The 25,524-nt window shown below is 64.6% G+C and carries 20 protein-coding genes and 1 tRNA gene; 15 read left to right on the forward strand and 6 right to left on the reverse strand.

Annotated elements, in window-relative coordinates; translation table 11 throughout:
* Positions 1 to 138 precede the first annotated feature (138 nt).
* The 8 genes from AX672_RS09920 to AX672_RS09955 all read left to right on the forward strand — a co-directional run bounded on the left by AX672_RS09920 (position 139) and on the right by AX672_RS09955 (position 9,750).
* Positions 139 to 810 (forward strand): hypothetical protein, encoded by a 672-nt coding sequence (locus tag AX672_RS09920; RefSeq protein WP_066650983.1) that lies wholly within the window; start codon positions 139 to 141, stop codon positions 808 to 810.
* Complete coding sequence (locus AX672_RS09925) at positions 807 to 1,991, forward strand: hypothetical protein (protein WP_066650984.1); 1,185 nt, start codon at positions 807 to 809, stop codon at positions 1,989 to 1,991. Before AX672_RS09920 ends, AX672_RS09925 begins: the two co-directional genes overlap by 4 nt.
* Positions 1,981 to 2,934, forward strand: coding sequence for an AAA family ATPase (locus AX672_RS09930; protein WP_066650985.1), 954 nt, complete (start codon positions 1,981 to 1,983; stop codon positions 2,932 to 2,934). Before AX672_RS09925 ends, AX672_RS09930 begins: the two co-directional genes overlap by 11 nt.
* Complete coding sequence (locus AX672_RS09935) at positions 2,931 to 4,238, forward strand: DUF58 domain-containing protein (RefSeq protein ID WP_066650986.1); 1,308 nt, start codon at positions 2,931 to 2,933, stop codon at positions 4,236 to 4,238. Before AX672_RS09930 ends, AX672_RS09935 begins: the two co-directional genes overlap by 4 nt.
* A 2-nt stretch (positions 4,239 to 4,240) precedes the next feature.
* Entirely contained in the window at positions 4,241 to 5,248 is a 1,008-nt protein-coding gene (locus AX672_RS09940) for a stage II sporulation protein M (RefSeq protein WP_066650987.1), read from the forward strand.
* Positions 5,235 to 6,101, forward strand: coding sequence for an RDD family protein (locus AX672_RS09945; protein WP_066650988.1), 867 nt, complete (start codon positions 5,235 to 5,237; stop codon positions 6,099 to 6,101). Before AX672_RS09940 ends, AX672_RS09945 begins: the two co-directional genes overlap by 14 nt.
* A gap of 214 nt (positions 6,102 to 6,315) precedes the next feature.
* Complete coding sequence (locus AX672_RS09950; protein ID WP_066650989.1) at positions 6,316 to 6,888, forward strand: GNAT family N-acetyltransferase; 573 nt, start codon at positions 6,316 to 6,318, stop codon at positions 6,886 to 6,888.
* A 90-nt stretch (positions 6,889 to 6,978) separates the two neighbouring features.
* Positions 6,979 to 9,750 (forward strand): TonB-dependent receptor plug domain-containing protein, encoded by a 2,772-nt coding sequence (locus AX672_RS09955; RefSeq protein WP_066650990.1) that lies wholly within the window; start codon positions 6,979 to 6,981, stop codon positions 9,748 to 9,750.
* Between the two features lie 97 nt (positions 9,751 to 9,847).
* Here AX672_RS09955 and AX672_RS09960 read toward each other — a convergent pair whose 3' ends face one another.
* From AX672_RS09960 to AX672_RS09975, 4 genes are all read right to left on the reverse strand, one after another.
* Positions 9,848 to 11,038: a pyridoxal phosphate-dependent aminotransferase gene (locus AX672_RS09960; protein WP_066650991.1), complete on the reverse strand. Its 1,191-nt coding sequence runs from the start codon at positions 11,036 to 11,038 to the stop codon at positions 9,848 to 9,850.
* A gap of 53 nt (positions 11,039 to 11,091) precedes the next feature.
* Positions 11,092 to 11,922, reverse strand: coding sequence for a sulfite exporter TauE/SafE family protein (locus tag AX672_RS09965; RefSeq protein WP_066650992.1), 831 nt, complete (start codon positions 11,920 to 11,922; stop codon positions 11,092 to 11,094).
* Between the two features lie 272 nt (positions 11,923 to 12,194).
* Positions 12,195 to 12,878, reverse strand: coding sequence for a glutathione S-transferase family protein (locus tag AX672_RS09970; RefSeq protein ID WP_066650993.1), 684 nt, complete (start codon positions 12,876 to 12,878; stop codon positions 12,195 to 12,197).
* The gene (locus AX672_RS09975; protein WP_331711193.1) at positions 12,875 to 13,969 is read right to left on the reverse strand and encodes a formylglycine-generating enzyme family protein; all 1,095 of its coding nucleotides are present in this window, start codon (positions 13,967 to 13,969) and stop codon (positions 12,875 to 12,877) included. Before AX672_RS09975 ends, AX672_RS09970 begins: the two co-directional genes overlap by 4 nt.
* Before the next feature lie 468 nt (positions 13,970 to 14,437).
* On the opposite strand from AX672_RS09975, the gene AX672_RS09980 reads away from it, so the two are divergent.
* Positions 14,438 to 15,994, forward strand: a complete 1,557-nt coding sequence (locus tag AX672_RS09980; RefSeq protein WP_066650994.1) for a caspase family protein — start codon at positions 14,438 to 14,440, stop codon at positions 15,992 to 15,994.
* A gap of 8 nt (positions 15,995 to 16,002) precedes the next feature.
* Here AX672_RS09980 and AX672_RS09985 read toward each other — a convergent pair whose 3' ends face one another.
* On the reverse strand, positions 16,003 to 18,006 hold the full coding sequence (locus AX672_RS09985) for a caspase family protein (RefSeq protein WP_066650995.1): 2,004 nt from the start codon (positions 18,004 to 18,006) through the stop codon (positions 16,003 to 16,005).
* 209 nt (positions 18,007 to 18,215) lie between these two features.
* Here AX672_RS09985 and AX672_RS09995 point away from each other — a divergent pair, with 209 nt between their 5' ends.
* From AX672_RS09995 to AX672_RS10015, 5 genes are all read left to right on the forward strand, one after another.
* Positions 18,216 to 19,076 carry a helix-turn-helix domain-containing protein gene (locus AX672_RS09995; RefSeq protein ID WP_168727423.1) on the forward strand — a complete coding sequence of 287 codons (861 nt, stop codon included), beginning with the start codon at positions 18,216 to 18,218 and terminating at the stop codon, positions 19,074 to 19,076.
* Positions 19,077 to 19,158: 82 nt separating this feature from the next.
* Positions 19,159 to 20,313 (forward strand): cytochrome P450, encoded by a 1,155-nt coding sequence (locus AX672_RS10000; RefSeq protein WP_066650998.1) that lies wholly within the window; start codon positions 19,159 to 19,161, stop codon positions 20,311 to 20,313.
* A complete protein-coding gene (locus tag AX672_RS10005) occupies positions 20,310 to 21,875 on the forward strand; it encodes an alpha-amylase family glycosyl hydrolase (protein WP_066650999.1) in 1,566 nt (521 codons plus the stop codon). The genes AX672_RS10000 and AX672_RS10005 overlap by 4 nt, the downstream gene beginning before the upstream one ends.
* Positions 21,872 to 24,013, forward strand: coding sequence for a GH92 family glycosyl hydrolase (locus tag AX672_RS10010; protein ID WP_066651000.1), 2,142 nt, complete (start codon positions 21,872 to 21,874; stop codon positions 24,011 to 24,013). The genes AX672_RS10005 and AX672_RS10010 overlap by 4 nt, the downstream gene beginning before the upstream one ends.
* A gap of 12 nt (positions 24,014 to 24,025) precedes the next feature.
* Positions 24,026 to 24,805 (forward strand): carbon-nitrogen hydrolase family protein, encoded by a 780-nt coding sequence (locus tag AX672_RS10015; protein ID WP_066651001.1) that lies wholly within the window; start codon positions 24,026 to 24,028, stop codon positions 24,803 to 24,805.
* Positions 24,806 to 24,850: 45 nt separating this feature from the next.
* Here the strand turns inward: AX672_RS10015 and AX672_RS10020 are convergent.
* Positions 24,851 to 24,940 (reverse strand) — tRNA-Ser (locus AX672_RS10020).
* A gap of 157 nt (positions 24,941 to 25,097) precedes the next feature.
* Here AX672_RS10020 and hspQ point away from each other — a divergent pair.
* On the forward strand, positions 25,098 to 25,475 hold the full coding sequence (hspQ, locus tag AX672_RS10025) for a heat shock protein HspQ (RefSeq protein ID WP_066651002.1): 378 nt from the start codon (positions 25,098 to 25,100) through the stop codon (positions 25,473 to 25,475).
* Positions 25,476 to 25,524 lie beyond the last annotated feature (49 nt).

The raw sequence follows: 25,524 nt of genomic DNA on the forward strand, positions 1-25,524 counted from the left end.
GGACGCGAAAGAGAATCCGCTTGGCGAGCGTGCCCGGGCGGCCCGGGCAAGTCCAGTTCATTATCTGCCGAATCGTCCCCGATATGTCCTTGCCAAGCCGTCATCTATTCGACACTGTTCGCATCTGCGGGAGGGTGTGTGACGGCGTCGCAAGCAGCGGTTGATCCGGGAACCGGCCAGGCCGCGATCGCCCCCGAAATCGCCTCGGCGCACGCGCGCCTGCTGACCGATTCGTCGATCCAGTTCAATTTGGCGCCCTATCAGCAACCGCCGCCGCCGCCGTGGCTGCGGCCGCTGATCGCGGCACTCGATGCGATCGGGCCGTATATTGCTTATGTGTTCTGGACGGTCGTCGGATTGGGGGCGCTGTTCATCCTGTTCCTGATCATTCGCGAGGCGACCGGGATGGCTTGGCGATGGCCGTGGCAGCGCACCGCAATCGAGGACAGCGCCGAAGCCGCGCTCGCACCCGATGAAGCGGTCGCGCGGATCCTGCTCGCCGAGGCCGAAGCGCTGGCGGCAAGCGGCGACTATGACGGCGCGGTGCACCTGATCCTGCGCCGCAGCGTCGAGGACATCGGGGATCGGCTGCCCGACTTCGTCCGCCCCTCGCTCACGGCGCGCGACATCGCCGCCTCGCCGACCCTGCCCGATCGCGCGCGAACGGCGTTTGCAACGATCGCGGTCGTCGTCGAATCGGCGCTGTTCGCGCGTGTCCCGGTCGGGATCGAGGGCTGGCGGCGCGCGCGCGATGCCTATGCCGATTTCGCCCTGCGCGGCACCTGGTCGGCGGAACAGGCCCGGGCGTGAGCAACAGCGATGCCTTCAATCCCCGCACGATGTTGTGGGCAGCGCTGGCGAGCGTTATGGCGGCGGCGGCGTTCTTCCTGCTGTCAACCTATGCGCCGGACTTCCGCCTCGCCGGCGACGGCGGGGCAACGCCGCTGTCGAAAAGCGGCGTGGGCTATGCCGGCCTTGCCAAGCTGCTGTCGCTGACCGGCAAGCCGCCGCTGATGGCGCGCAGCAACGATGACCTTGACGACGACCGCCTGCTGATCGTGCCGCTGCGCCCGGAAACGCCGCCCGAGGCGCTTGCCGCGCTGATCGAGCGGCGCGACACGAAAGCCACCTTGTTCGTACTGCCCAAATGGCTGGTAGTGCCGCGCCCCGATCATCCCGGCTGGGATCAGCGGCTTGCGCATTTGAACGAGCGCGCGATCGACAAGGTGCTCCGCCAAGTGGCCGACAGCCATATCCAATGGGGAACCGGCAAGGTCGGCCCGGTCGAGATCGAGGATCTGCGGGTCCGCGCACCCGAAGAGTTGCAATGGATTGCCGATCCCGATCCCGCCGAGGTGCGCGATGCGGCAGGCCATGCGATTGTCGCCAAGATGCGCGGCCAGCCGCACTGGATTCTGACCGATCCCGATTTCCTGAACAATCTCGGCCTCGCCGACCGTGCGCGCGCAGCCGCGGCGCTCCGCCTGATCCAGCGGCTGCAGCGCAATGATGATGCGGTGATGTTCGACCTCACGCTGCTGCGCGCAGGCAATGGCCTCAGCCTGCAGAAGCTGCTGGTCGAGCCGCCGTTTCTGGCACTCACACTGGCGTTGATCGCGGCCGGCGGGCTGGCGCTTGCGCACGGGCTGGCGCGCTTCGGCCCGCCGCGCACCGAAGCGCGCGCGATCGCGTTCGGCAAATATGCGCTCGCCGACACCACTGCGCGGCTGTTCCGGCGCGCGGGTCGGCTCGGCACGCTCGGCGGTCGCTATGCTGCACTGATGCGCACCCGCGCGGCCAAGCTGCTGGGGGCACCGGCGGGGCTTGCGGGCGACGCGCTCGATGCGTGGCTCGACGCGCGCGGTCCGTCGGCGGCGCCGCAATTCAGCGAGCTTGCGACAGCGACCGCCGCAACCACCGACGAAGCGCAAATGCACGCGCGCACCCGCGCGCTCAACGCATGGATACAGGGGATGAAGCGTGACAGTTGATGACGTTAAGGCGCTGGGCGCTGCCATTCGTGGCGAGATCGCCAAGGCGATTACCGGGCAGGACGACACGATCGACCTGATGCTGACCGCGCTGTTCGCGGGTGGCCACATCCTGCTCGAAGGGCCGCCGGGGACCGCAAAAACGCTGACCGCGCGCTGTTTCGCCGCCGCGCTGGGTGTCGATTACGGGCGCATCCAGTTCACGCCCGATCTGATGCCCGGCGATGTCGTCGGCGGCACGATCTTCAATTTCCGCACCGGCGAATTCACGCTCACCAAGGGGCCAGTGTTCTGCGACCTGCTGCTCGCTGACGAAATCAATCGCACCCCGCCCAAGACCCAGGCCGCGCTGCTGGAAGCGATGCAGGAACGCGCGGTCACTTTCGACGGCACCACCCACCCGCTCAGCGCCAATTTCATGGTGGTCGCGACGCAGAATCCGATCGAGCATCAGGGCGTCTATCCCCTCCCCGAAGCACAGCTCGATCGCTTCCTGTTCAAGCACCGCGTCGGCTATCCCGACGAGGCGCAAGAACGCGCGATCATCGCGCGGCACGGCGCCGCCGGGGGCGATGCCTTCGCCCATTTCCCGATCGCCGCGCAGACCGATGCCACCACGCTTGCCGCGGCCAAGGCAGTGATCGACATGGTCCGGCTGGTCGACGAAGTCGTTGATTATGTCGCAGCGCTGATCCGCGCGACCCGCGTCAATACCCAGCTTGAAGTCGGTGCCTCGCCGCGCGCCGGGGCGATGCTCGCGCGTGCCGCCCGGGCGCGCGCGGCGCTCGACGGGCGCGATTATGTCGTTCCCGACGATGTGAAGCTGCTCGCCGTCCCGGCGCTGCGCCACCGCGTGCTGCTGTCGCCGGCCGCGCAGATTGACGGGCGGCAGGTCGAGCAGATCGTCGCCGAGATGGTCGACACGACGGAGGCGCCGCGTTGACCTATCCCAGCGGACGCGCGGTCTGGCTGGCGGCGGCAGGTATCCTGCCGGCGTTCCTGATCGCGCTGACGCTGCCGCCGCTCTGGTATCTGGGCCTTGCCTGGCCCTGCGCCGTCCTGGGCTTCACGCTGATCGATATCGCTGCCGCCGCTCCGCGCCGTGCGATCAGCGCGCAGCTGCACTCATCGGGCCGGGTCGCGATCGGCAGCTCGGTCGATATCCGCATCGCCGTGACGCAGCAGCAGCCCGCGGCGCGCACCATCGAGCTGCGGCTCGGCCATGACGACCGCCTCGAGGCGGTGACGCGCGACACCGCGACGATCGCCCTGCCCGATACCAGCGCAACGCTTTCCTTCCGTGCGCGACGCCGCGGAATTGCGGCGGTCGACCGGCTATGGCTGCGCTGGCACGGGCCTTTCGGCCTTGCTTGGAAGCAGATGGTCGTGCCGGTCGGCCACGGCATTGCCGTGATGCCCGATGTCGACAGCGTCCGCGACCAAGCTATCGCGCTGCTCCAGAGCGACGCGCTGACAGGCGATCTGGCGCGCAAGCGCGGCGGGCGCGGGCGCGAGTTCGATTCGCTCAAGGATTATCAGCCGGGCATGGAGCGCCGCTTCATCGACTGGAAACGCAGCGCCCGCCACGGCCAGCTGCTCGCCAAGGATTTCGAGGTCGAGCAGAACAACAATATCGTCCTCGCGATCGACAGCGGGCGGCTGATGTGCGAGCCGCTGGACGGGATGCCGCGCATCGACCGCGCGGTGACGGCGGCGTTGCTGATGAGCTTCGTCGCATTGCGCGGGGGCGATCTCGTCAGCCTGTTCAGCTTTGATTCGCGTCCCCGGATCAGCAGTGGCGCAACGCGCGGCACCGATCGCTTCCTCCATTTGCAGCGGCTGGCCGCCGAAATCGACTATTCGACCGAGGAAACCAATTTCACGCTCGCGCTGACCACGCTGGCGGGGAAGCTCAACCGCCGGTCGCTGATCGTCATCTTCACCGATTTCGTCGATCCCGTCAGCGCCGAACTGATGCTGCGCATGACGGGCCGCCTGACCGAGCGTCATGTGGTGCTGTTCATGCTGATGCGCGATGCCGAACTCGAAAATCTGGCCGATGCCGTGCCCGAGACGCTGGATGACGTCGCCCGCGCCGTGACGGCAGGCGCGATGCTGCGCGACCGCGATCTCGTGATCGGCCGGCTGAAGCTGCTCGGTGCCGATGTGATCGAAACCGATCATCAGGCGATCGGCGCGGCTCTGATCGCGCGCTATCTGGCGATCAAGCGGATGGACAGGCTCTGACCATGGCAAGCGCGCCCGAATATCAAAGCGTATCGAGCTTCCGCGCCGAGCGCGAGGCCGGCTGGCTGGAGTTTCAGGCGCTGCTCGATCGCGCCGAGCGCCGGTCGCCGCGCGCGCTGAGCGAAGAGGAATTGCTGCTGCTGCCAACGCTTTACCGGTCGACGCTGTCGTCGCTGTCGGTCGCCCGCGCGATTTCGCTCGACGCCGGACTGATCGCCTATCTCGAAGCGCTCACGCTGCGCGGCTATCTGTTCATTTACGGCGTCAAGGAAGGCATCGGCAAGCGCACCGTCCGCTTCTTCGTGGCCGACTGGCCCCGCGCGGTGCTCGATCTGTGGCGCGAGACCTGGGTGTCGTTTGCGCTGATGATCATCGGCGCGGTCGCGGGCTATCGCCTTGTCGCTGCCAATCCGGCCTGGTTCGAGGCAATGGTGCCGGGGCAGCTCGCCGGTGGACGCGGTCCGGGCGCCAGCGCGGAGGCGCTGCGGGCCGTGCTTTATGGCGGCGGCGAGGGCGGCTATCTGTCGGGCTTTGCGGTGATGCTGTTCGTGCATAACACGCAAGTCTCGCTGATGGCCTTTGCGCTCGGGTTCGCGCTCGCGATCCCGACCTCGCTGCTGGTCCTGCTCAACGGCTGCCTGCTCGGTGCCTTCCTGCAAATCTATGTCGCCAAGGGGCTCGGGTTCGAACTGGTCGGCTGGCTGTCGATCCACGGCACGACCGAGCTGTTCGCGATCACGATCGCAGGCGCGGCGGGCATGCGCATCGGCACGCGCGTGGCCTTTCCCGGCGCACAGACGCGGCTCGCCGCCGCCGCCCGCGCCGGACGTGTTTCGGCAACGGCGATGCTGGGTGTCATGGTGATGCTGTTCATTGCCGGGCTGCTCGAAGGAATCGGCCGCCAGCGCATCACCCTCGATGCCGCGCGTTATTCGATCGGGGGCGCGATGCTGCTGCTGTGGCTCGGCTATTTCTATGTCTTGCCCAGGATGACGCATGGCCCGCGCTGACCGCCGCCTGCGCGACATGCGCCGATCGCTGGTAACGCCCGAAGGCGTCGATCTCGGCATTGTCCTCGCCGAAGCCTCCGCGCGCGCCGCCGCTTTCGTCGTCGACGCGATGATCATGCTGGTGACGATGATCATCGTGACGATCGCGCTTGCGTTTGGCGCATTGGCCTATGCCACCAGCGGCGGGGAGCCGATCCTGATCGGCTGGCTGCTGTTCTTCTTCCTGATGCGCAACTTCTACTTCATTCTGTTCGAAGGCGGTCGTCGCGCCGCCACACCCGGCAAAAGGCTCAACAATCTGCGTGTCATCAGCCGCGACGGCAGCGGCTTGTCGATCGACCAGATCATCGCCCGCAATCTGATGCGCGAGATCGAGGTGTTCCTGCCGCTCACCTTGCTTGCGAGCCGCGCCGCGAGTGGCACTGCCGACGCGTTGACCAGCCTGTTCGGGCTCGGCTGGGCGCTGCTGTTCACTTTCTTCCCGCTGTTCAATCGCGACCGGCTACGGATCGGCGATCTGCTCGCGGGCACCGCAGTCATCTACGCCCCGCGCCGCCGCCTGCTCGACGATCTGGTCGCGGCCGCCCCGCCCGAGACGGCGCGCTTCCGCTTCACCGACACGCAGTTCGACGCTTATGGCATTGCCGAGTTGCAGCGGCTCGAACAGGTGCTGCGCGACGGCAATGAGCAGGCGTGGTGGACCGTCGCGCGCGCGATCGAGGGACGGATCGGCTGGACCGGCCGCCTCGACGATCCCCGCGCGTTCCTGACCGCTTATTACGAAGGCCTTCGCGCGCACCTTGAGCGCGAAGTGCTGTTCGGGGTGCGCCGGGCCGACAAGAACGCGCGCTGAACGGGCGCGCGGCGCCTAAGCGCCATTGTTGCGTTTTCGATACAATTTCTGTCGCAGCGCAACAAAGCTGTTGCGGCGCAGCGCGAATCATGGCTGAATGTTACGATTGGTCCTGCAAGGGGCATAGATTAATATTTTCGGTCTTCGGGGGCGATGACTTTGAAAAATTGCAAGGGGCCTGCAATTCAATGATCGCAGCGAGCCTGCCCGCGTGATGTCCTTGGTCGCGCCACATCCTGACGATCTCGCTGGCGCGACTGCCAATGCCCCTGCCCTACGCTTCGCAACGACGGACGACATTCCCGCGATCGCAAACCTGATCGCACGCTCGGCGGAAATCCTCAGCCGGAGTTTCTACACAGCAGACCAGCGCAAGGCGGCGATCGACCACGTATTTGGCGTCGATCGCCAGTTGATTGCCGATCAGAGCTATTTCGTCATGGCAAGCGATCGCGCGATCGTCGGTTGTGGCGGGTGGAGCAAGCGCGAAACCCTGTTCGGCGGCGACCAGGTGGCAATGCGCAGCCCGCGCCTGCTCGATCCCGCAACCGAAGCCGCCCGAATTCGCGCCTTCTTTGTCGATCCCGAGGCCGCGCGAGGCGGCATCGCCTCGGCATTGCTTGCCGCAAGCGAACTCGCCGCGCGAATGCAAGGCTTTCACACATTCGAACTGCTGGCGACGTTGCCGGGCGTCCCGTTCTACGCGGCGCGCGGCTTCACCGTCACTGACAAAATCACAATCGATTTAGGAGGGGTGAGCGTACCGTTTGTCGCGATGCGCAAATAACAACGCAGGTGGCAACGGTATCTCTGTTCTGATCGGCCCACAAAGTGGGGAGGATGACTGACGGCGCTCTTTATCAACAAGGGGGTCATCATGAAGTCCACTATGGTATCGCTCATTGCGCTCGCGGCGGGCAGCCTGTTCGCCACGCCCGCTTTTGCAACGGAAAATCCGGCCGAGCCCGTCGCCGCACCAGCCCAGGTCAAGCCTGAAGACGACGCGCAGGCAAAGGACAGCGAAGTCATCGTCACCGGCACCCGGCGGACAGACCGTACTGTGCTCGAAAGCCCGGTCCCGGTCGATGTGTTTACGCCCAGTGATTTCAAGGCGCAGCCGTCGCCACAGCTTCAGACGATTCTCAAGACGCTCGTCCCGTCATTCAACCAGCAGCGCAACTTGCTCGGCGATGCATCGGCGTTCGTGCGCCCACCGACCCTGCGCGGGCTTGCCGCGGACCAGATCCTCGTCCTCCTCAACGGCAAGCGCGTGCATCGCACCGCGCTGGTCGGCGTTGCCGCCGGTGGCCTGAACGCAGGATCGCAAGGGGCCGATCTGTCGCAAATCTCTGCGCCCGCCGTTGGCCGGATCGAAGTGCTGCGCGACGGTGCAGCGGCTCAATATGGCTCGGACGCCATTGCCGGCGTGATCAACATCGGGCTGCGCAAGGACTCAGAAGGGCTCGAATTCACGGCGCGCTATGGCCAGTCCTATCGCGGCGACGGCGGAGACACGCAGTTGACCGCCTTTTGGGCGACCAAGCTCGGCAATGATGGCGGCTTCTTCAACATCACAGGCGAGTTCATCGACCAGCAAGTTTGGGATCGATCGGTCGAACGTCCCGAAATCGCGCCGCTGCGCGCAGCCGGTATTACGCCCCCCTACCCGACCGGCAACCGCCTCGGCGGGCCAGAAAACCGCGCCTATCGCGCCGTGTACAACGCGGAAATTCCGCTGGGCGACACCAACTTCTATCTGTTCGGCAATTACGGCTGGCAAAAGCAGGGCAATGATTTCAACTATCGTCGCCCGATCACCGTCACGACCACGCAGCCGATCGATGGTCGACCGGGCACGGCAACGCTCGGGCGTTCAGTCAATCCGGTGTTCCTCGATCGCATCGGCTTTCTGCCGAATGGGACGCCGCTATGGGATTCGAATGGCCGCCAGTACAACGTCAACACCCAGTTGCCGGGCTTCAGCAATGGCTTCATCCCCTTCTTCATGGCCACCAACGAGGATTTCAGCCTCGTCGCCGGATTGAAAGGCGCCAAATGGGGTGTGAATTACGACATCTCGGGCGCGATCGGTACCAACCAGATTCGCTATACGATGACCAACACGATCAACGCATCGCTTGGGCCGACGACACCGACCAGCTTTTACATGGGCAAGCTCGTCCAGCGCGAAGTCAACTTCAACGCCGATTTCAACACCGAAGGCGACATCGGGCTGGCCAAGCCGGTGTTCATTGCCTGGGGCTTCGAGTTCCGCCGCGAAGCCTATGAAGTCGGCCTCGGTGACCGGCCTTCGTATGAGGTCGGCCCCTATGCCTCGCAATTCCTGGCCGAATATCGCCTGAACGGCGTGGTGGTACCAGCCGGCACGCCGGGCGCCGTCGTGGTCCAGCGTTTCAACGCCAATGGGACGCCCGTCGTTGCCACCTCGCTGCCGGGTTCGAACGGTTTTCAGGGTTTCGGCCCTGATTCGGTCGTCGAAGGGGGGCGCAACAGCGTGTCGGTCTATCTTGACGTCGATACCCAGATCACCAAGAATCTCGATATCGGCGTTGCTGCTCGCTACGATTACTTCAACGACTTCGGCAGCACCTTCAACGGCAAGATCAGCGCTCGCTGGGAGATCAACGACATCATTGCGCTGCGCGGTGCCACTTCCACCGGGTTCCGCGCGCCCACGCCGGGGCAGCAATTTACGCAGAACCTGACGACGGGCTTCCCCTTCGGCTCGGTGGTTCCGCTCGGCATCCAGACGGTGCGCCCCGATAGTGTGCTCGGGCGTTATTATCTCGCGCAGCCGCTGACACCCGAAAAGTCGTTCAGCTTCTCCGCCGGGGCAGTGTTGACTCCGGGCGGCGGCTTTACCGCGACCATCGACTTCTATCAGATCTCGGTGCGCGACCGCATTGGCATCACCGGCAATATCGATCCGTCAGCCGACCGCGCCGATTTGATTGCACGCGGCGTCCCGGGAGCAGGCGAGCTCGGCGCAATCCGATACTTCACCAATGCTTTCGACACCCGCACGACAGGTGTCGATCTGGTGCTGACGCATCGCGCCAGCACCGGCATCGGCAGCTTCAACACGAGCCTTGCCGTCAACTATAACGAGACGGTCGTGACCAATCGCCGGACAATCACCGGCGCGGTGGGGTCGGGCCGAGTGATCACGCTGTCGCCGGTCGATGATGTCCGCAAGGGCACGATCGAGCAGTCGGTGCCGAAATGGCGCGCGGTGCTGTCTGAGAATTTCACCAGCGGCATCTTCGACGCAACCGCCCGCCTGAACTATTTCGGCGAGTATACGACCTTCTTCGATCCGATCACCTCGGGCTTCGGGGTTACGCCCAATGTGCCGACCGTGGCGGCGGCGCAGGCGCTTTATCCCAACCCCTGGCCCAAGACGTTCGGCGCGCAGGTGAGCGTTGATCTGGAAGTTGGGGTCACTTTCCAGAAGCGGTTCCGGCTGGCGGTGGGTGCCGAGAATCTGTTCGGCACATTCCCCGAACGTGAAACGCGCAACGTGTTTCCGGGAACCGGCGGTCAGGCCAATGGCTCGGTCTATTCGGACTTTGCACCGATCGGCCAGCTTGGCGGCTTCTGGTACGTGCGGGGTTCGGCCAAGTTCTGAACATAAGCAAAAACGAAGGGGCGCCGCCACTATGCTGGCGGCGCCCCCTTTTTTCGTTCGACGCGCCCCACGCAAGCGGGGCATCGTCAGGGCGTGATCAGGCCGTCCAGACCTTGTCGAGCGCGGTGCAGAATGCCTTCATGTCGGCAGTCGATCCGACCGTGACGCGCGACACCGTCGGCCAGATCGGCCACGACCGCCCGATCTCAACGCTTTGCGTGCGAAACGCGGCCTGCATTTCCTTGGCGGGCTTGGCCTTCCAGTCGATCATGATCATGTTCGCTGCCGTCGGTACGACCTTCAGCCCGCGCGCCTTGAGGTGATCAAGCGTCATCCCGCGCGCGCTTTCCATCTCCGCCTTGCGCGCGGCGATCAGGGACTTGGCGGTCAGGCTCGCGGTCGCGCAGGCCAGCGACGGCAGCGGCAGCGCACCCGATTGCATGCCGCCGTCATAGCGCATCATCTTGGCGATGTTGGCGGGGTTGGTCATCACGAAGCCCATGCGCATGCCCGCCATCCCGAATATCTTCGAGAAAGTGCGCAGCACCACGACATCCTTGTGCTTGACCGCGAGCGACGACGCGACGGGCGCCCCGGCAAAGTGAATATAGGCTTCGTCGACCAGCACCATCGACCCTTCGGGCTTGTTCGCGATCAGCCATTCGATGTCGGCGAGTGGCGTGATCGTCCCCGTCGGATTGTTGGGCGTGCAGATGTAATAGAGCCCGGCGTTGGGATTGGCCGCCAGCATCGCCTTCACGTCGTGCCGGAAATCAGGGGTCAGCGGCACGCGCTTCACCGGGGCGCCGAGCCATTCGGCAGTGCGCCCGGCAAGCTCGAAGGTCGGATCGGCCGTCACCAGCCCCTTGGTCGGCGAGCAAAAGCTGATCACCGCGCGCGACAGCGGATCGCTCGATCCCGGCCAGGGCGCGACATGGTCGAACGGCACGCCTTCGACCGCCATCACCGCCTTGATGAAATCGCTGCGCTCATCGTGCGGCGAATAGCGGTTGCTGTGCGCGATCATCTTCGACGCGGCGAGCTGGCCCGGCATCAGCGGTCCGGTCCAGCATTCATTGGCGCCAATCCGGGTCTTGGCGCTCGGCGCCGGATCGGGCACGCCGCCCGATGCCCAGGCCGGCGCGCCGCGCATGGCCGCCAGGCTGCCGATGCCGAACACCGCCGCCAATCGGGCAAGATCGCGGCGCTGATAGCCGCGCGTCAGCAGATCGTCCTTCGCTTCTTCCGGCAAGGCCGTGGTCGTCGCTTCCAATACTCGTTCGGTCATCGCAGTTGCTCCATCATCTGGGCCTGGACTGGTGGTCCGGCGCCGGCTTGCCGTCACATCTTGAGGGAATTTCTGAACATCACGACTGAAATGAAAATCAGGTACAGGCCGAAAATGCGCCGCAGCGGCGCGGCTGGCATGCTGTGCGCGACCGCGACGCCCAGCGGCGCGGTCAGGATCGACATCGACGTGATCACCGCCGCCGCGGGCAAATTGACATAGCCGAGCGACCCCCAAGGCAGCCCCGGCTCACCGAAGCCGATCAGCACGAAGCCAATCGCGCTCGGGATCGCGATCAACACGCCGATGCCCGACGCGGTCGCAATCGCGCGGTGGATCGACCGACCGCACAAGGTCATCACCATAATCGCGATCGTGCCGCCACCGATGCCGAGCAGCGACGAAAATGTCCCCAGTCCGCCTGCAATCGCCATGCGGGGTGCCATGCCGGGCATGTCATCGCTCAGCTTGTGGTCGGCGAGGCGCGGCAACAGGAACAACAGCGACATCAGCCCGACGCCGACCGCAAAGATCATCGTGAGCAAATGGCCATCGACGCGCCCCGCCAGCAATACGCCGATCGCGTCGCCCAGCACCAGCCATGGCGCCCAGCTCCACAGGATCGGAAATTCGACCGCGTCGCGCTTGGCATGCGATCGCAGCGATCGCAGCGAGGTAATGATGATCGTTGCGGCCGATGTCCCGATCGCGACATGCGCCAGCTGCGACGGATCGCCGCCGAACAGCGGCAGCACGATCAGCAACGCCGGCACGACAATGAAGCCGCCACCGATACCGAATATCCCCGCGGCAAAGCCGGCCACGAGGCCCGCCACGATCAGCGCCACGAACGGCACCCCCCACGTCCATAACAGCTCAGTCAACCGAGACCCCCTTTTCGGTACTGGGCCTCTCCTGCCGTCTCGCAGTGTCGTGCAACTTTAGATCGCAATGCACCCCTGCATCGACAAAGAGTGCCAAGCGAAAGCCCGTTTAGCAACCGTTAATGTCAACACCGGCAGAATGGCAAAGGCAGAGCGTGGTGCGCAGAACCATGCCGCGACGACTGCCCCGCGTCAGCCCTGCAAGCGCGGTCGCGTGCTGGCCCCGCCATTGCTGCTTTGCACGCCGGTTGACGGTCGGCGGCTTTCCACGCTCAGCGTGTGACGATTTCTTGAGCCTTTTTGGCGAAGTCGGCGGCGCCCTTTTCGTCGTTGACGAGGCTTGCCCCGGTGGCGGGAATGGTCACGCCGGTGCGGAGCGCGGGTCGCGCCTTCATCGCTTCGAGCCAGCGGTCGAGGTTTTCAAGCCCATCGCGCGAAACGCCTGACCATTTGTAAGTGCGCACCCAGCACCAATTGGCAATGTCGGCGATCGAATAGTCATCGCCCAGCCATTCGCTGTCGGCTAACCGCCGATCGAGGACCTCGAACAGGCGGCGGCATTCGTTCTGATAACGCTCAATCGCGGCGGGGATCTTTTCGGGGAAATAGCGGAAGAACACATTTGCCTGCCCCATCATCGGGCCGACACAGCTCATCTGGAACATCAGCCAGGCCATCACTCGTGCGCGCGCCTTGGGTTCGGTCGGCAGCAGGCGGCCGGTTTTCTCGGTCAGATAGATCATGATCGCGCCGGATTCGAACACCGCGAGATCGCCATTGTCGCGGTCTACAATCACCGGGATCCGGCCATTGGGATTGAGCGCGAGGAAGGTGTCGGTCTTCTGCTCGCCGGCCGCAAGATTGATCGGGTGGACGGTATAGGGCAGGCCCAGTTCTTCCAGCGTGCATGAAGCCTTGTGCCCGTTGGGCGTGGGCGCGGTGTAGAGGTCGATCATGGCTGGGTTGCTCCGGTTGCTTTGGGCGCCGGGCGGCGATTGTCGACCACCCGAAAGCCGATATGGTCCGTCCCCAGATCGCGTTCCTGAAACTGGCGAGCGGCGGGGCGGTAGCGCGCGCAGTAATTGGCGGCGCAGAGGAAGGAGCCGCCCTTGATCACATTGACTGGCCGGTCAGGACGCGGCGTGGCAGTCGTCCATTCCCAGACGTTGCCGATCATGTCGTACAAGCCGAAGGCGTTCGCTGCGAAGCAGCCCACCGGCGCGCGCGTGGTGAAGCCGTCGACGCCGGTATCGCGCATGGGGAAGGCACCCTGATAATAGTTGGCGACAGGCGCGCCCGCCGCATCCTTGGGCTCGGGCAGCGCCGCCGCGCCGGCGCGGGCGGCATATTCCCACTGTTCCTCGCTCGGCAGGCTCAGCCCGGCCCAGCGCGCATAGGCGGCGGCATCGTTATAGGTGATCTGCACCACTGGATCGGTGGCGCGCCCGTCGATGGCGCTGTCCGGCCCCGATGGGTGACGCCAGTTCGCCCCCGGCACCCACCGCCACCAGTTACGATTGTCCGGCGTCGGGACCCGGAACACGGCCGATCCCGGCAGGCGCATCTCCGGCGGCGCGTCGGGCAGCAAGGGGGGCGCGCGCTCGGCCTCGGTGCGATAGCCGGTCGCGGCAACGAAATGCGCGAACTGGGCGTTGGTGACTTCGGTACGGCTGATCCAGAAGCCCTTCACGGCGACCTCGCGCGCGGGCCCCTCTTCGGGATATTTCGGATCGGCGCCCATGGTGAAGCGCCCGCCCGGCACCCAAATCATTGCGGCCTCGACCAGCCCCTTGCATGCGGCGCGCGCCGATGGCGCAGCGTCCGGCGGCACCTCCCCACAGGCTGCCAACACAGCAAGCGCAGCGAACAGCAGGCCGATCTTCACTGCAACCCGGCCTGCAGCAGGCGAGCGACGTAGCTGACCGAAATCGCTGCGATGGCTTGGATCGACCAGAAGGGTCTCAATCAGCCCGGTGCCCATAAGCAGGGCGGCTGATGAAATCCCGTCATCGCGCAGCGCCCGAAACGCGAAGCCCGGGTAATTCATGGGCAACGCCGTATCCATGGGTGTCAACACAGCAGGAACCATCACATACCGAGCCGCTTCGAGGGAGCGATATCGACGAACCGGGATCGCGCAGGTTATGTCATTTCATGACGGGAGAATACGGCACCATCCGCCAATCTGTCCACTGGCCGCCCGCCAAGCGCCGCTATCCCACGACGCTCCTTCGGATAACCTTCGTCTCCGCGCCGTTGCCTCCCCGGTGATGTCAGGCCAACACGTTGCGGACAATGTGCAGGACGCACGAAAGGGCCGAATTCAGGAGGGATTTACGCGGCTCCGAGATACATTGTCGTGACCCATGAGACGCACCGTAGCCAATATGAAGTGCGGGCGTCGAACATACCAATGCCGCCTTCACCGGCTTCACCAGCGCGCTGTTCTGAACCGGTTGACGCGGCGCGAATAAATATCAATTCGTACGCGATCACTTCCGCTAGATGGGGGCTGATGAATCAGTTTGGGGGCTATTGCATGCTCTGGCGGATCATTGTGGCGTTGGTGTCGGGCCTGGTGTTGGCGATGACGCTTTCGACATCCGCACGCGCGCAAACGGGTGTCGAGCCGCGCGTTGCGCTCGTGGTTGGCAATGCAGCCTATAGCGATAGCTTCGGTAAGCTCGCCAATCCGGTCAACGACGCCACCAAGGTTGCTGCAGCACTGCGAGCGGCCGGGTTCGACGTCGACCTCGTCGTCAATGTCGATCAGCGCTCGCTCAAACAGGCGATCTCGCGCTTTGGCATGCGATTGGGGCGTGCGGGCTCGCAGGCGACCGGGCTGTTCTATTATGCCGGGCACGGCGTGCAGTCGCGCGGCAACAACTATCTGATCCCGGTCAACGCCGCCTTCAGCAACGAGGCCGATCTCGATCTCGATGCGGTCGATGCGGGCGCGGTGCTCAGCCAGATGCAGAGTGCCGGCGTGTCGACGAGCATCGTCATTCTGGACGCCTGCCGCAACATGCCGCTGGCGCGCAGCTTCCGCAGCGGCACACGCGGCCTGGCGCGGATGGACGCGCCCAATGGCAGCTACATCGCCTATTCGACGGCGCCCGGCCAGACGGCGGTCGATGGCACCAGCGACAACAGCCCGTTTGCAGCCGCGTTCGTGCGCGAAATCCAGCAGCCTGGCCAGTCGATCGACGCGGTGTTCACCAATATCCGCCGATCGGTTGCGCAGGCGACAGGCGGCACGCAAGTGCCCTGGTCGAGCAGTTCGCTGCTCGACAGCTTCGTCTTTCGCGCAAGCGGCGGCACGTCCGTCGGCGCGGCGCAGCCTCCGGCGATGACCGGTGTCGGCGCCAATGTGCCACCGGTCACAACGGTTCCGCGCGGCTATATCGGCGTGGCCATTCAGCCGGTGACTGCAGAAATCGCGGCTGCCTTGGGCCTCGGCAAGGATCAGGGTGAGATCATTGCAAGCGTCGCCCCGGGCCAGCCCGCCGCCAAGGCAGGCGTCAATCCAGGCGATGTCGTCCTTAAGGTGGATGGCGAAAGTGTGACGTTCGAACGAACGCTCGCCAGTATGATCGCGAGCAAAGTGCCAGGATCACAGGCGCGGCTAGAGCTTCTCCGCGACGGGCGGCCACTGTCCCTTATGGTGACGACGACAACGCGTCCTACCGAAGATGCGATTGCGGCGGCGGCAACCACGACGGCCACCCCGCCCGCCGGGACCGGCGCGAGCCCGACTGCACCGGGCAGCTATTCCGGCAAGGTTGACGCCCTTGGCGTGACATGGGTGCAGCTTACGCCTGCGATCGCCAGTTCGCTTGGCCTCGGGACCGCGAAGGGTATTGTCATTTCGCAGGTCGATCCGGCGAGCGATACCGCGCAAAAGGGGCTGCAGCGCGGCGATCTGATCGTTTCGATCAACAATGTGCCCGTGACGACCGAGGCCGACGTCAATCAGGCGATCGCCACCGCCAAGAACAGCGGACGCGGCAGCGTGCTGTTATCGGTGCAACGTCGGGGCGATCGCCGCTATGTCGGGGTGAAGCTCAAATAGGCCCACGATCAATTTGCACCGAGCTTGGCGAGGTTCGATTTCGCCATTTCCAGACCAAGATTGGCAGCCTTTGTATACCATTCCCTCGCCTTTGCACGGTCCTTCGGCACGCCATAACCAAGCTGGTAGATCAGTCCGAGATTGTTCATCGCCGACGCAACGCCCCCTGCTGCCGCGCGTTCGAACAATTGGCGCGCCCGTACATAATCCTTGGGAACACCCCAGCCATTGTAGTAAAGCCATCCAAGATTGGCGGTGCCGGCCAGGACGCCCTTGGCATCCGCACGCTCGAAATATTCTTTTGCCTTTGCAACGTCCTTGGGTACGCCAAAGCCATTCAGATACAGCCAGCCCAGCTGCGATATCGCCGATGGATCACCCTTTGCGATCGCCTGCTCATAGAGAAGCCGAGCGCGGGCATAATCCTGTGGAACATCAAGTCCGTTTTCATACATCGTGCCGAGCAAATAAATGGCGGTCGGCTGATTCTTGGCAGCTGCCTTTTCCAGCCACGAACGCGCCAAGGTGTAATTTTTGGCTACACCGAATCCGGAATAGTAAAGCGCACCTGCGCCCGCCATGCCTCGGGGATCGCCCAATGCTGCGGCCTGTTCGTAAAGGGCCCGGGCCTTGTCCGGGTCTCTGGGCGCGCCTTTTCCATCAAAATGGAGATCGCCAAGAAGGCTCAGCGCGGTCGGGCTGCCTTTGGCAGCGCCCTGTTCAGCCCAGAGCCGCGCCTGCGCATAATCCTGCGCAACACCCAGCCCGCTGCTATAGATGAGGCTCAGGATTGCCATCGCGTCGCCGTTGCCGTGCGTTGCGGCCTGTTCGAACAACGTGCGCGCCCGTCCATAATCCTGCGCCACGCCCCACCCTTCAAAATAAAGGTAGCCAAGATAACTCTCCCCAGACGAATAGCCGGTTGCTGCGGCTTGTTCGAACAGCCGCTTGGCCTCGGCATAGTCAGCAGCCGAAGTCAGGGCCCGGCCCAGGTTGAAACTGCTGCGGATGGAGCCCGGTGCAGCGGCCACCGCAGCCTTGCAGGCCGGAACCGCCAGCGCTGGCAGGATTTCAGAATCGAGCCGGATGCCCTTCGCTCCTACTGGGAGTCCCGGATCGCCGGGATCCCCGGCAAGGCGATCGCATTCGGCGACCAGCCGGTCTGCCTCGCTGCCCCCGGTTGTTGCGGTCCCGATCGTCGATGCGGTCATCGGCGCTGGTGCAACCGCAGCCGCGCCACCGGCCTTGAACACGAACCCCCTCAGCAGCGTCGAGTCCGACGCCGGAATCTGCTGCCCCTGCGTCACTTCGGACACGGTCAAGCGGACATTGTCGAACACTTCGTTGATCGACTGGCCCGGGCGCTGCACTTGATCGACGAACGCTTTGGCGAATGGGCTGTTGACGCCGTTACCGTCGGCGGCCGTCTGCCCCGGTCGGGTCGAATAGGCGATGTAGCTGCCATTCGGCGCTTCCATTCGCGCCAGCCCGCGTGTGCCGCTGCGGAAGCTGCGCACCAGCGGCATGTTGCGGCAGGCGTCGAGCACGACAATGCTGGTGGCGATGCCGGCTTCCTGCATCTGTGACAGCACGGCGTTGGCATCGACGCCGTCGATGTCGAGATCGGCCTCTTTGGCGATCGCGGCGCCGACCGGGATCAGATAGTTGTTGCCGCGCGATTGCACGCCGTGCCCGGCGTAATAGAACAACCCGGTCGCCTGCGATCCTGCCCGCCCCAACCGCTGGCCGAACCGCACGATGGCCTGCTTCAACGTGCGCTGGTCGGTGTCAGTGACGACTTCGACATCGAAGCCCAGCGACCGGAGCGTATCGCCGATCAGCTTCGCGTCGTTGACCGGGTTGGTCAGCGCCCCGAACGACGCGCCATAGTTTGCGTTGCCGACAACCAGAGCAATTCGCGGGCCGGTTGCGGACGATTGCGCGCGCGCCGGGAGCGACCCGATGACACCGATTCCGATCGCCAGCCAAAGGAAGAATGTGCGCAGTTTCATGGTTGCCCCCAACGATGGCCAAGGTCGGACTCTACGGCTCCGTTCATACGCAATTTCTATGGTGGGAAAACGAAGCTTTCAAACAGCAACCTGCTGTCACCCGGCGTTTGCTTCCCGCCGATTGATTTGAATTTGCGATTGCCGATGAGTGGTTTTGACAAATCCGGCTAAACGGTCACGATGGCCTTGTTGAATGTAGAGGCACCATCTTGTCTGTCGGGACGATCTGCGAGCCAGTGGAAGTCGATCCGGTCCGGCTGGTTCGCATCGATCGCGTGGTCAGGCCCCATCATAACCCGACACCCGCTCGCTTCCCGCATTTTCATGACGTCGCCGAACTCGTTTGGTTCGATGACGTCGAAGGGGAACTGCTTTCGGAGGATGGCATCTTCCCACTTGGTGCGGGGACATTGGTCTATGTGCCATCGATGCGCCAGCATGATTTCGCAATCAATCCCGGCCCGCATCGCTGGATCGTCACGCATATCGACCCATCGATGGTCGCAGCAACGACCGAGCAGAGCATCGTCCCCCCTGATCGCTGCGCGGCGGTGCGGTTCGATCAAGATTGGCGCCCGCGGATTGCTACGTTGTTTGCATGGTTGGCCGAACTGGCGACGGACGAAGGCGACCACCGCGCTGCGACCGGCATGATCGTCAACCTACTGCTGATCGAGGTCGCCGCCCGGGCAACGACCTCGCCCTTCATCGCCGCGTCCAAGGTCGCCCGGCTGGACCGGCTCAGGCCTGCGCTCGAATCCATCGCGCGCGATCCGGCCGCAGCATTCAGCTTGGGGCAAGCGGCATCGCTCTGCCATTTGTCCGAAAGCTATTTCTCGCGCCGGTTCAAGGTGGTGTTCGGCATCAATTTCGCGGATTATCTGCGCAGTTACCGGCTGCGCATCGCCGCGCGGCGGTTGCTGACCAGCGGCGCCCGGATTGCCGACATCGCCTATGAATCAGGCTTTGCGACGCCGGCCCATTTTACCGCTGCCTTCCGCGCGCGCTATGGCGTGGCGCCGCGTGCCTATCGCGCGCAAGGGCAAGGCCAGACACCGGGACGAAAATAGGACAAGGATACGATAGTTTTTCACCGTTCGGCGCACGATTGCGGTGCGATACAGCAAGCGCAGACTATGTCATCCTCGACCAATGCCGGAAAGCGCGCCGCCTGATCCCTTTGCCGATGCCCGTCGCAGCGACGGCGTGCTGGTCGCACCGATGGATGGCGAGGCGATCCCGATGATCCTGGGCCACCGGGCGGTGCGCGAAGCGGCGCGCGATTGGCAACGCTTCAGTTCCGACGCGCCGTTCCGTGTGCCCATCCCTTCCGAAGCAGGCGTCCGCTCGGTGCGCCAGTTGCCGATCGAGGCCGACCCGCCGGTTCACTCTGCCTTCCGCGCGCTGGTGAAGCCGTTCTTCATGCGGCCGGTCCATCCCGATTATGTCGCGCGGATCGACACGCTGATCGCCAGCGCGATCGGCGCGGCGGTTGGCGCGGGCGAGATCGACATTGTCCGCGATTTCGCGCTGCCGATCCAGTCACGCGCGCTGACCTATCTGCTTGGCATGCCCGAGGCGGCGGCGGAGGAATGGATCAGCTGGGGCACCCACGTCTTCCACGACGGGCAGGACGGGGCAAGCAAGGGCGCAGTGCTCGAAGATTACATCCGGCGCACGCTGGCGGCGGCGCGCGGCTCAGGCGGCGATGATTTTTTCACGGCCTTGACCCGGCTGGAAGTCGATGGCCGACCGCTTAGCGACGACGAGATGCTGGGCATCGCCAACCTCACCTTCGCCGGCGGGCGCGATACGATCATCAACAGCATCAGCCGGATCATCGGCTATTTCGCGACCGACCGCGATGCGCTCGACGCGATCGGCCCCAACCCCGGTCGGACCGCCTTTGCGGTCGAGGAATTCGTCCGTGTGATCAGCCCGCTCACACACATCGGGCGGGTCTGTCCGGCGCCGACAACGGTCGGTCCGGCAGAAGTGCCCGTCGGCGGACGCGTGTCGCTGTGCTGGGCATCGGCCAATTATGACGAGCGCGTGTTCGCCGACCCCGAAGAGGTCAAGCTCGACCGCACACCCAATCCGCATCTCGGCTTTGGCAGCGGTATCCACAATTGCTTGGGATCGGCACAGGCGCGCGCGATTCTGCGCAGCCTGATCGGCCAGCTTTTCCGCCATACCCGCGCGATCGCGATCGTGCGCGAGGTGCGTCAATATGAAAGCTACGCCGGGCTGCGCCGCTGGGTGGGCTATGACGAACTGCGCGTCCGGATGGAGGGTAACGCCGCATGAAATCGCTGATCCGCATGATCGCCGCGGCGTTGCTTGTCATGGTTCCCGCAAGCGCGCTGGCGCGGGAAGCGTCCAAGCCGCCCGAGCTCTTCTATCATATTTTCGTGCGCAGCTTTGCCGACAGTGACGGCGACCGCAACGGCGACCTGAACGGCATCCGCGCGCGGCTGGATTATCTGCAGAGCCTCGGCGTGACGACGCTCTTGCTCACGCCGCTTTACCCCTCGCCTTTCTATCACAATTATTTCGCCGATGATTTCGACGGCATCGACCGCGAATTCGGCACAATGGCAGACTTTCGCGCGCTGGTCGGCGATCTGCACAAGCGCGGCATGAAGATCTTCCTCGACGAGGAGATCCAATATGTGACCGGCCAGCACGACTGGTACCGGCTGTCGCACGACCAGCCCGGCAGCCGCTTCGACGGCTTCCTGCTCTACAAGGATGCGGCCAATCATCTGCCGGTGCCGACGCTGAGCGCGAGCACTGACTATCTGGTCTGGCCCAATCAGCGGCAGCAGATTTTCACGGTCAACCTCGCCGAACCCAAGGTGCGGGCGCATTTCACGCGTTATCTGAAGACGTGGGTCGATCCGGACGGGGATGGCGAACCGCGTGACGGTGTAGACGGCTTTCGCATCGACCATATGATGGACGACCTCGACAACCGCGGGGTGCTGACCAATTTGCTGCGCGAATTCTGGGCGCCGATGCTGGGTGAGTTGCGCGCGCTCAATCCGAAGCTGCGGGTGATCGCCGAACAAGCCGATTGGGGCGACGGCGAAAGCTTCTTCACTCAAGGCAAGGTCGACATGGTGTTCGCCTTCCCGATCTGGCGCGCAGCGCAAACGCTCGACGCGACCGCCTTTGCCGCCGCAATCGAGCGCGCCAACCGGATCATCACCGGCAAGCGCGAACAGCTCGTCTTCATCGAGAACCATGACACCGATCGCTTTGCGAGCGGCCCCGGCACTACCCCCGCGATCCAGCGCCTTGGGGCGGCGATCATGATGTTGAGCGGGTGGACGCCGAGCATCTACTACGGTCAGGAACTCGGCATGACCGGCCAGAAGCTCGAAAATCCGGGGTCGAACGCCGATGTGGCCGATATTCCCCGTCGCAAGGCCGTCCGCTGGGGCGATGGCGCAGGAGGTTCGGGCGATGCCAAATGGTATTGCGCGGTCCCCGATGCTTATGATGCGCCCGACTGCCATGCCGCTGGCGACGAAGTCTCGGTTGCGCAGCAAGACCGCGACCGTACTTCGCTCCTCAACAGCTACCGCGCGCTGGCGGCATTGCGGCTGCGCTCTCCGGCGCTTGCGAGCGGTGCATCGCGTGTGATTGCACAGTCGAAGGATCTGGTCATGATCGAGCGCGCGAAGGATAGCGACCGCGCGCTCATCCTGTTCAATTTTGCCGGGACGGCGCAATCGATGACGAACCCCGCGCTGCCCGGCGGGTTCACGCGACGCTATGGCACCGCCACTTTGAGCGCGAGTGCCGAGGGGATCAAACTGTCCGCGCCAGCCTATTCCGCAACCGTGTGGACACGCGCCAAATGATCGATCGCCGCCGGCTGCTCGCCCTGTCGGCCATCGCGGGCGGCACGCTCGCGACTCGCCCGACCGCCGCGCTATCGGCGGTCGGTGCCGAGAAGCTGACCGCCCATGTCGATCCCTTCATCGGCACCGACGGCACCGGCCATTGCTTCCCCGGGCCGAGCCGCCCGTTCGGAATGGTCCAGCCCGGCCCAGACAATGCCGACAGCGGCTGGGACTTCACCAGCGGCTATCAGTACCGTGCGCCCCGGATCATGGGATTTTCGCAGACGCGCGCGAGCGGCACCGGCATCCCCGAGCTCGGCGACATCCTGCTCCAGCCGGTGCTCGACCCGCGCGACGACCTGTCGAGCCGCTATGACAAGACCAGCGAAGTGGCCCGCCCCGGCTATTATGCGGCAACGCTGACCGACAATGGCGCGCGGGTCGAGCTTACCTGCGGCCTGCGCGTCGCACTTCACCGCTATCGATTCGCGCGCGGCGGGCGCGTGTGGGTGCTGGTCGATAGCCAGCACCGGCTGCGCTTCCTGACCAAAGAGCCGGTCGATGCCGCGTCGGTGCGCACGACGCCGACCGGCGCCGAGGGCAGCATCACCGCGACTAACTGGACCAAGCGGACGATCGCCTTTGCGCTCGACTTCGATCATCCGGTCGCCGAGGTCCGCACGCTACCCTCGACCAAGGCGCCGCGCTATTTGCTCGGCTTCGATCTGGGATCGGGGACGCAGCTCCACGCGAAGATTGGCGTCTCGACTACTGACGTCGCGGGCGCGCGCGCCAATATGGCCGAGCTGCCGGGCTGGGATTTCGATGCCGTTGCCCGTGCCGCCGACCGCGAGTGGGAGGCACTGCTCGGGCGCGTCACCATCGACGCCGATGCGCGCACCAAGCGGATTTTCTACACCGCACTCTATCACCTGTTCCTGCAGCCAAGCATCATTTCGGACGCGGACGGGCGCTATCGCGGGCCGACTGGCCAGATCGCCAAGGCGCGGGGGCGGCATTATTATTCGACGCTGTCGCTGTGGGACACGTTCCGCGCCGCGCACCCGCTCTACACGCTGCTGATCCCCGAGCGCGTCGATGATTTCGTGCTGACCTTGCTCGATCACGCAAAGGCCGCCGGCACCTTGCCGCTCTGGCCGATCTGGGGCGGCGAGACCAATACGATGATCGGCGATCCGGCGCTTCCCGTGATCACCGATGCCTGGGCGAAGGGTTTTCGCGGGTTCGACGGGCGCGAGGCGCTGGCCGCGATGGTTGCGACGTCGACTCGCGATCATGCCCAGTCGGACTGGAGCCTTTTCGACCGGTATGGCTATTATCCGACCGACAAGCTGTCGAACGAAGCCGTTTCCCGCACGCTCGAGGCCGGGATCGGTGATGCTGCAACCGCCAGCATGGCAGCAATGCTGGGCGATGCAAATGTCGCGAGACGCTTCGGCGGGCGCGCTGCAAGCTACCGGACGCTGATCGACCCCCAAACCAGACTCGCGCGCGGCAAGGATAGCGCCGGGGCGTGGCGCACGCCCTTCGATCCGCTCACCGCGACGTCGCCGCTCAACAACCCGGGCGACTATACCGAGGCCAATGCCTGGCAATATAGCTGGACCCCCGCGCTGCACGACGTCGACGGGCTGGTCGCGGCGATGGGTGGGCGGACTGCCTTCACCAAGATGCTCGACACTTTTTTCTCGCTGCCGGGCAAGGAATCGAAATTCCTCGGCCAAGAAGCGCTGATCGGTCAGTACGCCCATGGCAATGAGCCGAGCCACCACATCGCCTGGCTCTATGCCTGGTCCGACCGGCGCGAGCGCGGCCCCGAGCTGGTCCGCGAGATCGCCGAGCGCTTCTATAAGGACACGCCCGACGGCATCGTCGGCAACGACGATTGCGGCCAGATGAGTGCCTGGTACGTCTTTGCGACGCTTGGCTTCTATCCGGTCAATCCCGCCAGCGGCGAGTTCGTGCTCGGCAAACCACTGGTCAAGCGCGCCGCGATCAGCCTGCCAAAGGGGAAGACGCTTACGATCATGCCGGGCACAGGCGGCCGCGCGACGATGAATGGCAAGCCGCTGCCAAGGGCGATCGCTTTTCAGAACCTCGTGGCGGGCGGTGTGCTTCGGCTGTCAGGGGGGTGAGGGAATCGGCGCATGACCATTGGCAGCGTGCGGGTTGCGCTCGGCCAGATTCTTGTCGAGCCCGGCCGACCCGATGGCAACATCGCACGGGCGCTGACGGCGATCGATGCGGCCGCAGCCGCGGGCGCGCACGTTCTGGTTCTTCCCGAATGCCTCGATTTCGGCTGGGCCTGCGGTGATGCGCGCCGCGGCGCGGAGCCGATCCCTGGCCCCAGGGCGGCGATGCTTGCGGCGCGCGCCGCCAACGCTGGCATTGTGGTGGCGGCAGGACTCAGCGAACGAGCTGGCGAGGTGATCCACAACACCGCCCTACTGATCGAGCGCGACGGGTCGATCATCGGACACCACCGCAAGATCAACGAACTGGACTTTGCGCGATCGCTCTACGCAACGGGCCGCAAGCTCGAGGTTTTCGATACGTCAGTCGGCCGCGTTGGCGTTGCGATTTGCGCCGATCTGCTGATGCGCGAATTCGGGACGGCGCTGGCAGTGATGGGCGCCGACATCATTTTGTCGCCGTCGGCCTGGGCGGTTCCGAACGATCATGACGAAGCAGCCACGCCTTATGGCGGCGAATGGCGCAGCGCTTATGGCAACCTGGCGCGCCGGCACGGCGTTGCGGTGGCTGCGGCAAGCAGTGTCGGGCGGATTGAAGGCGGCGTATGGCACGGACGCCGGGTCATCGGCAGATCGCTTGCGGTTCACGGCGATGGCTCAATCGCCGGACTCGCGGCTTATGACCAAGCGGATCTGCCGATCGTCGAGCTGCGTCATCGTCGGCAGCACGATTGAGGCGTGGTTGGCGCTGGCGCCCAACCACGCGCCGTATTCAGACAATGGCGGAGAGGGTGGGATTCGAACCCACGGTACCCGTAAAGGCACAACGGTTTTCGAGACCGTCCCAATCGACCACTCTGGCACCTCTCCGCAGAGGGAATCGCCGCGCGCTTCGCAGCAATCGCTGCGAAAAACCGCGCCGCCCGTGTCGACCGAGCGGGCGCCACTAGCGCAATCATTTACAGGTGGCAAGCGCCTGTCGCATGCGCCGCCTTGTGCGACGCGCAAAGTCGATTAGATTAGTGCTATGGCCCGACCGACTCCTGCTCGCCCCGCCGCTGCCACCCCTGCCCTGCCGCCTGTCGCCCACGCGAGCTTCGCGATTGGCGATGTCGTGCGGCACCGGCTGTTCGATTTTCGCGGCGTGATTTTCGACGTCGATCCGATCTTCGCCAACAGCGAGGAATGGTATGCGGCAATCCCCGCCGACATCCGCCCGTCGAAGGATCAGCCATTCTATCACCTGCTCGCTGAAAATGCCGAGAGCAGCTATGTTGCTTATGTCAGCCAGCAGAATCTGGTGCTTGACGACAGCGACGAGCCGATCGACCATCCGGCGATCCCCGGCCTGTTCAGTGCGATGGAGCATGGCCGCTATCGGCTGCGGCGTGAACACCGTCACTGATCCGGCCGACATCGCGCGACAATGAAAAGGGGGCCGGTTGGCCCCCTTT

It is taken from the genome of Sphingomonas sp. CCH10-B3 (assembly GCF_001556185.1).
GTDB lineage: Bacteria > Pseudomonadota > Alphaproteobacteria > Sphingomonadales > Sphingomonadaceae > Sphingomonas > Sphingomonas aquatica.

Bases quoted from the DNA above. Each gene is read 5' to 3' on its own strand.
- AX672_RS10005 (WP_066650999.1), top strand. From the start codon at position 20,310: ATGAAATCGCTGATCCGCATGATCGCCGCGGCGTTGCTTGTCATGGTT.
- AX672_RS10000 (WP_066650998.1), top strand. From the start codon at position 19,159: ATGCCGGAAAGCGCGCCGCCTGATCCCTTTGCCGATGCCCGTCGCAGC.
- AX672_RS09955 (WP_066650990.1), top strand. From the start codon at position 6,979: ATGAAGTCCACTATGGTATCGCTCATTGCGCTCGCGGCGGGCAGCCTG.
- AX672_RS09940 (WP_066650987.1), top strand. From the start codon at position 4,241: ATGGCAAGCGCGCCCGAATATCAAAGCGTATCGAGCTTCCGCGCCGAG.
- AX672_RS09980 (WP_066650994.1), top strand. From the start codon at position 14,438: ATGAATCAGTTTGGGGGCTATTGCATGCTCTGGCGGATCATTGTGGCG.
- AX672_RS09985 (WP_066650995.1), bottom strand. From the start codon at position 18,006: ATGAAACTGCGCACATTCTTCCTTTGGCTGGCGATCGGAATCGGTGTC.
- AX672_RS09950 (WP_066650989.1), top strand. From the start codon at position 6,316: ATGTCCTTGGTCGCGCCACATCCTGACGATCTCGCTGGCGCGACTGCC.
- AX672_RS09960 (WP_066650991.1), bottom strand. From the start codon at position 11,038: ATGACCGAACGAGTATTGGAAGCGACGACCACGGCCTTGCCGGAAGAA.
- AX672_RS09970 (WP_066650993.1), bottom strand. From the start codon at position 12,878: ATGATCGACCTCTACACCGCGCCCACGCCCAACGGGCACAAGGCTTCA.
- AX672_RS10015 (WP_066651001.1), top strand. From the start codon at position 24,026: ATGACCATTGGCAGCGTGCGGGTTGCGCTCGGCCAGATTCTTGTCGAG.
- AX672_RS09945 (WP_066650988.1), top strand. From the start codon at position 5,235: ATGGCCCGCGCTGACCGCCGCCTGCGCGACATGCGCCGATCGCTGGTA.
- AX672_RS09975 (WP_331711193.1), bottom strand. From the start codon at position 13,969: ATGAATTACCCGGGCTTCGCGTTTCGGGCGCTGCGCGATGACGGGATT.
- hspQ (WP_066651002.1), top strand. From the start codon at position 25,098: ATGGCCCGACCGACTCCTGCTCGCCCCGCCGCTGCCACCCCTGCCCTG.
- AX672_RS10010 (WP_066651000.1), top strand. From the start codon at position 21,872: ATGATCGATCGCCGCCGGCTGCTCGCCCTGTCGGCCATCGCGGGCGGC.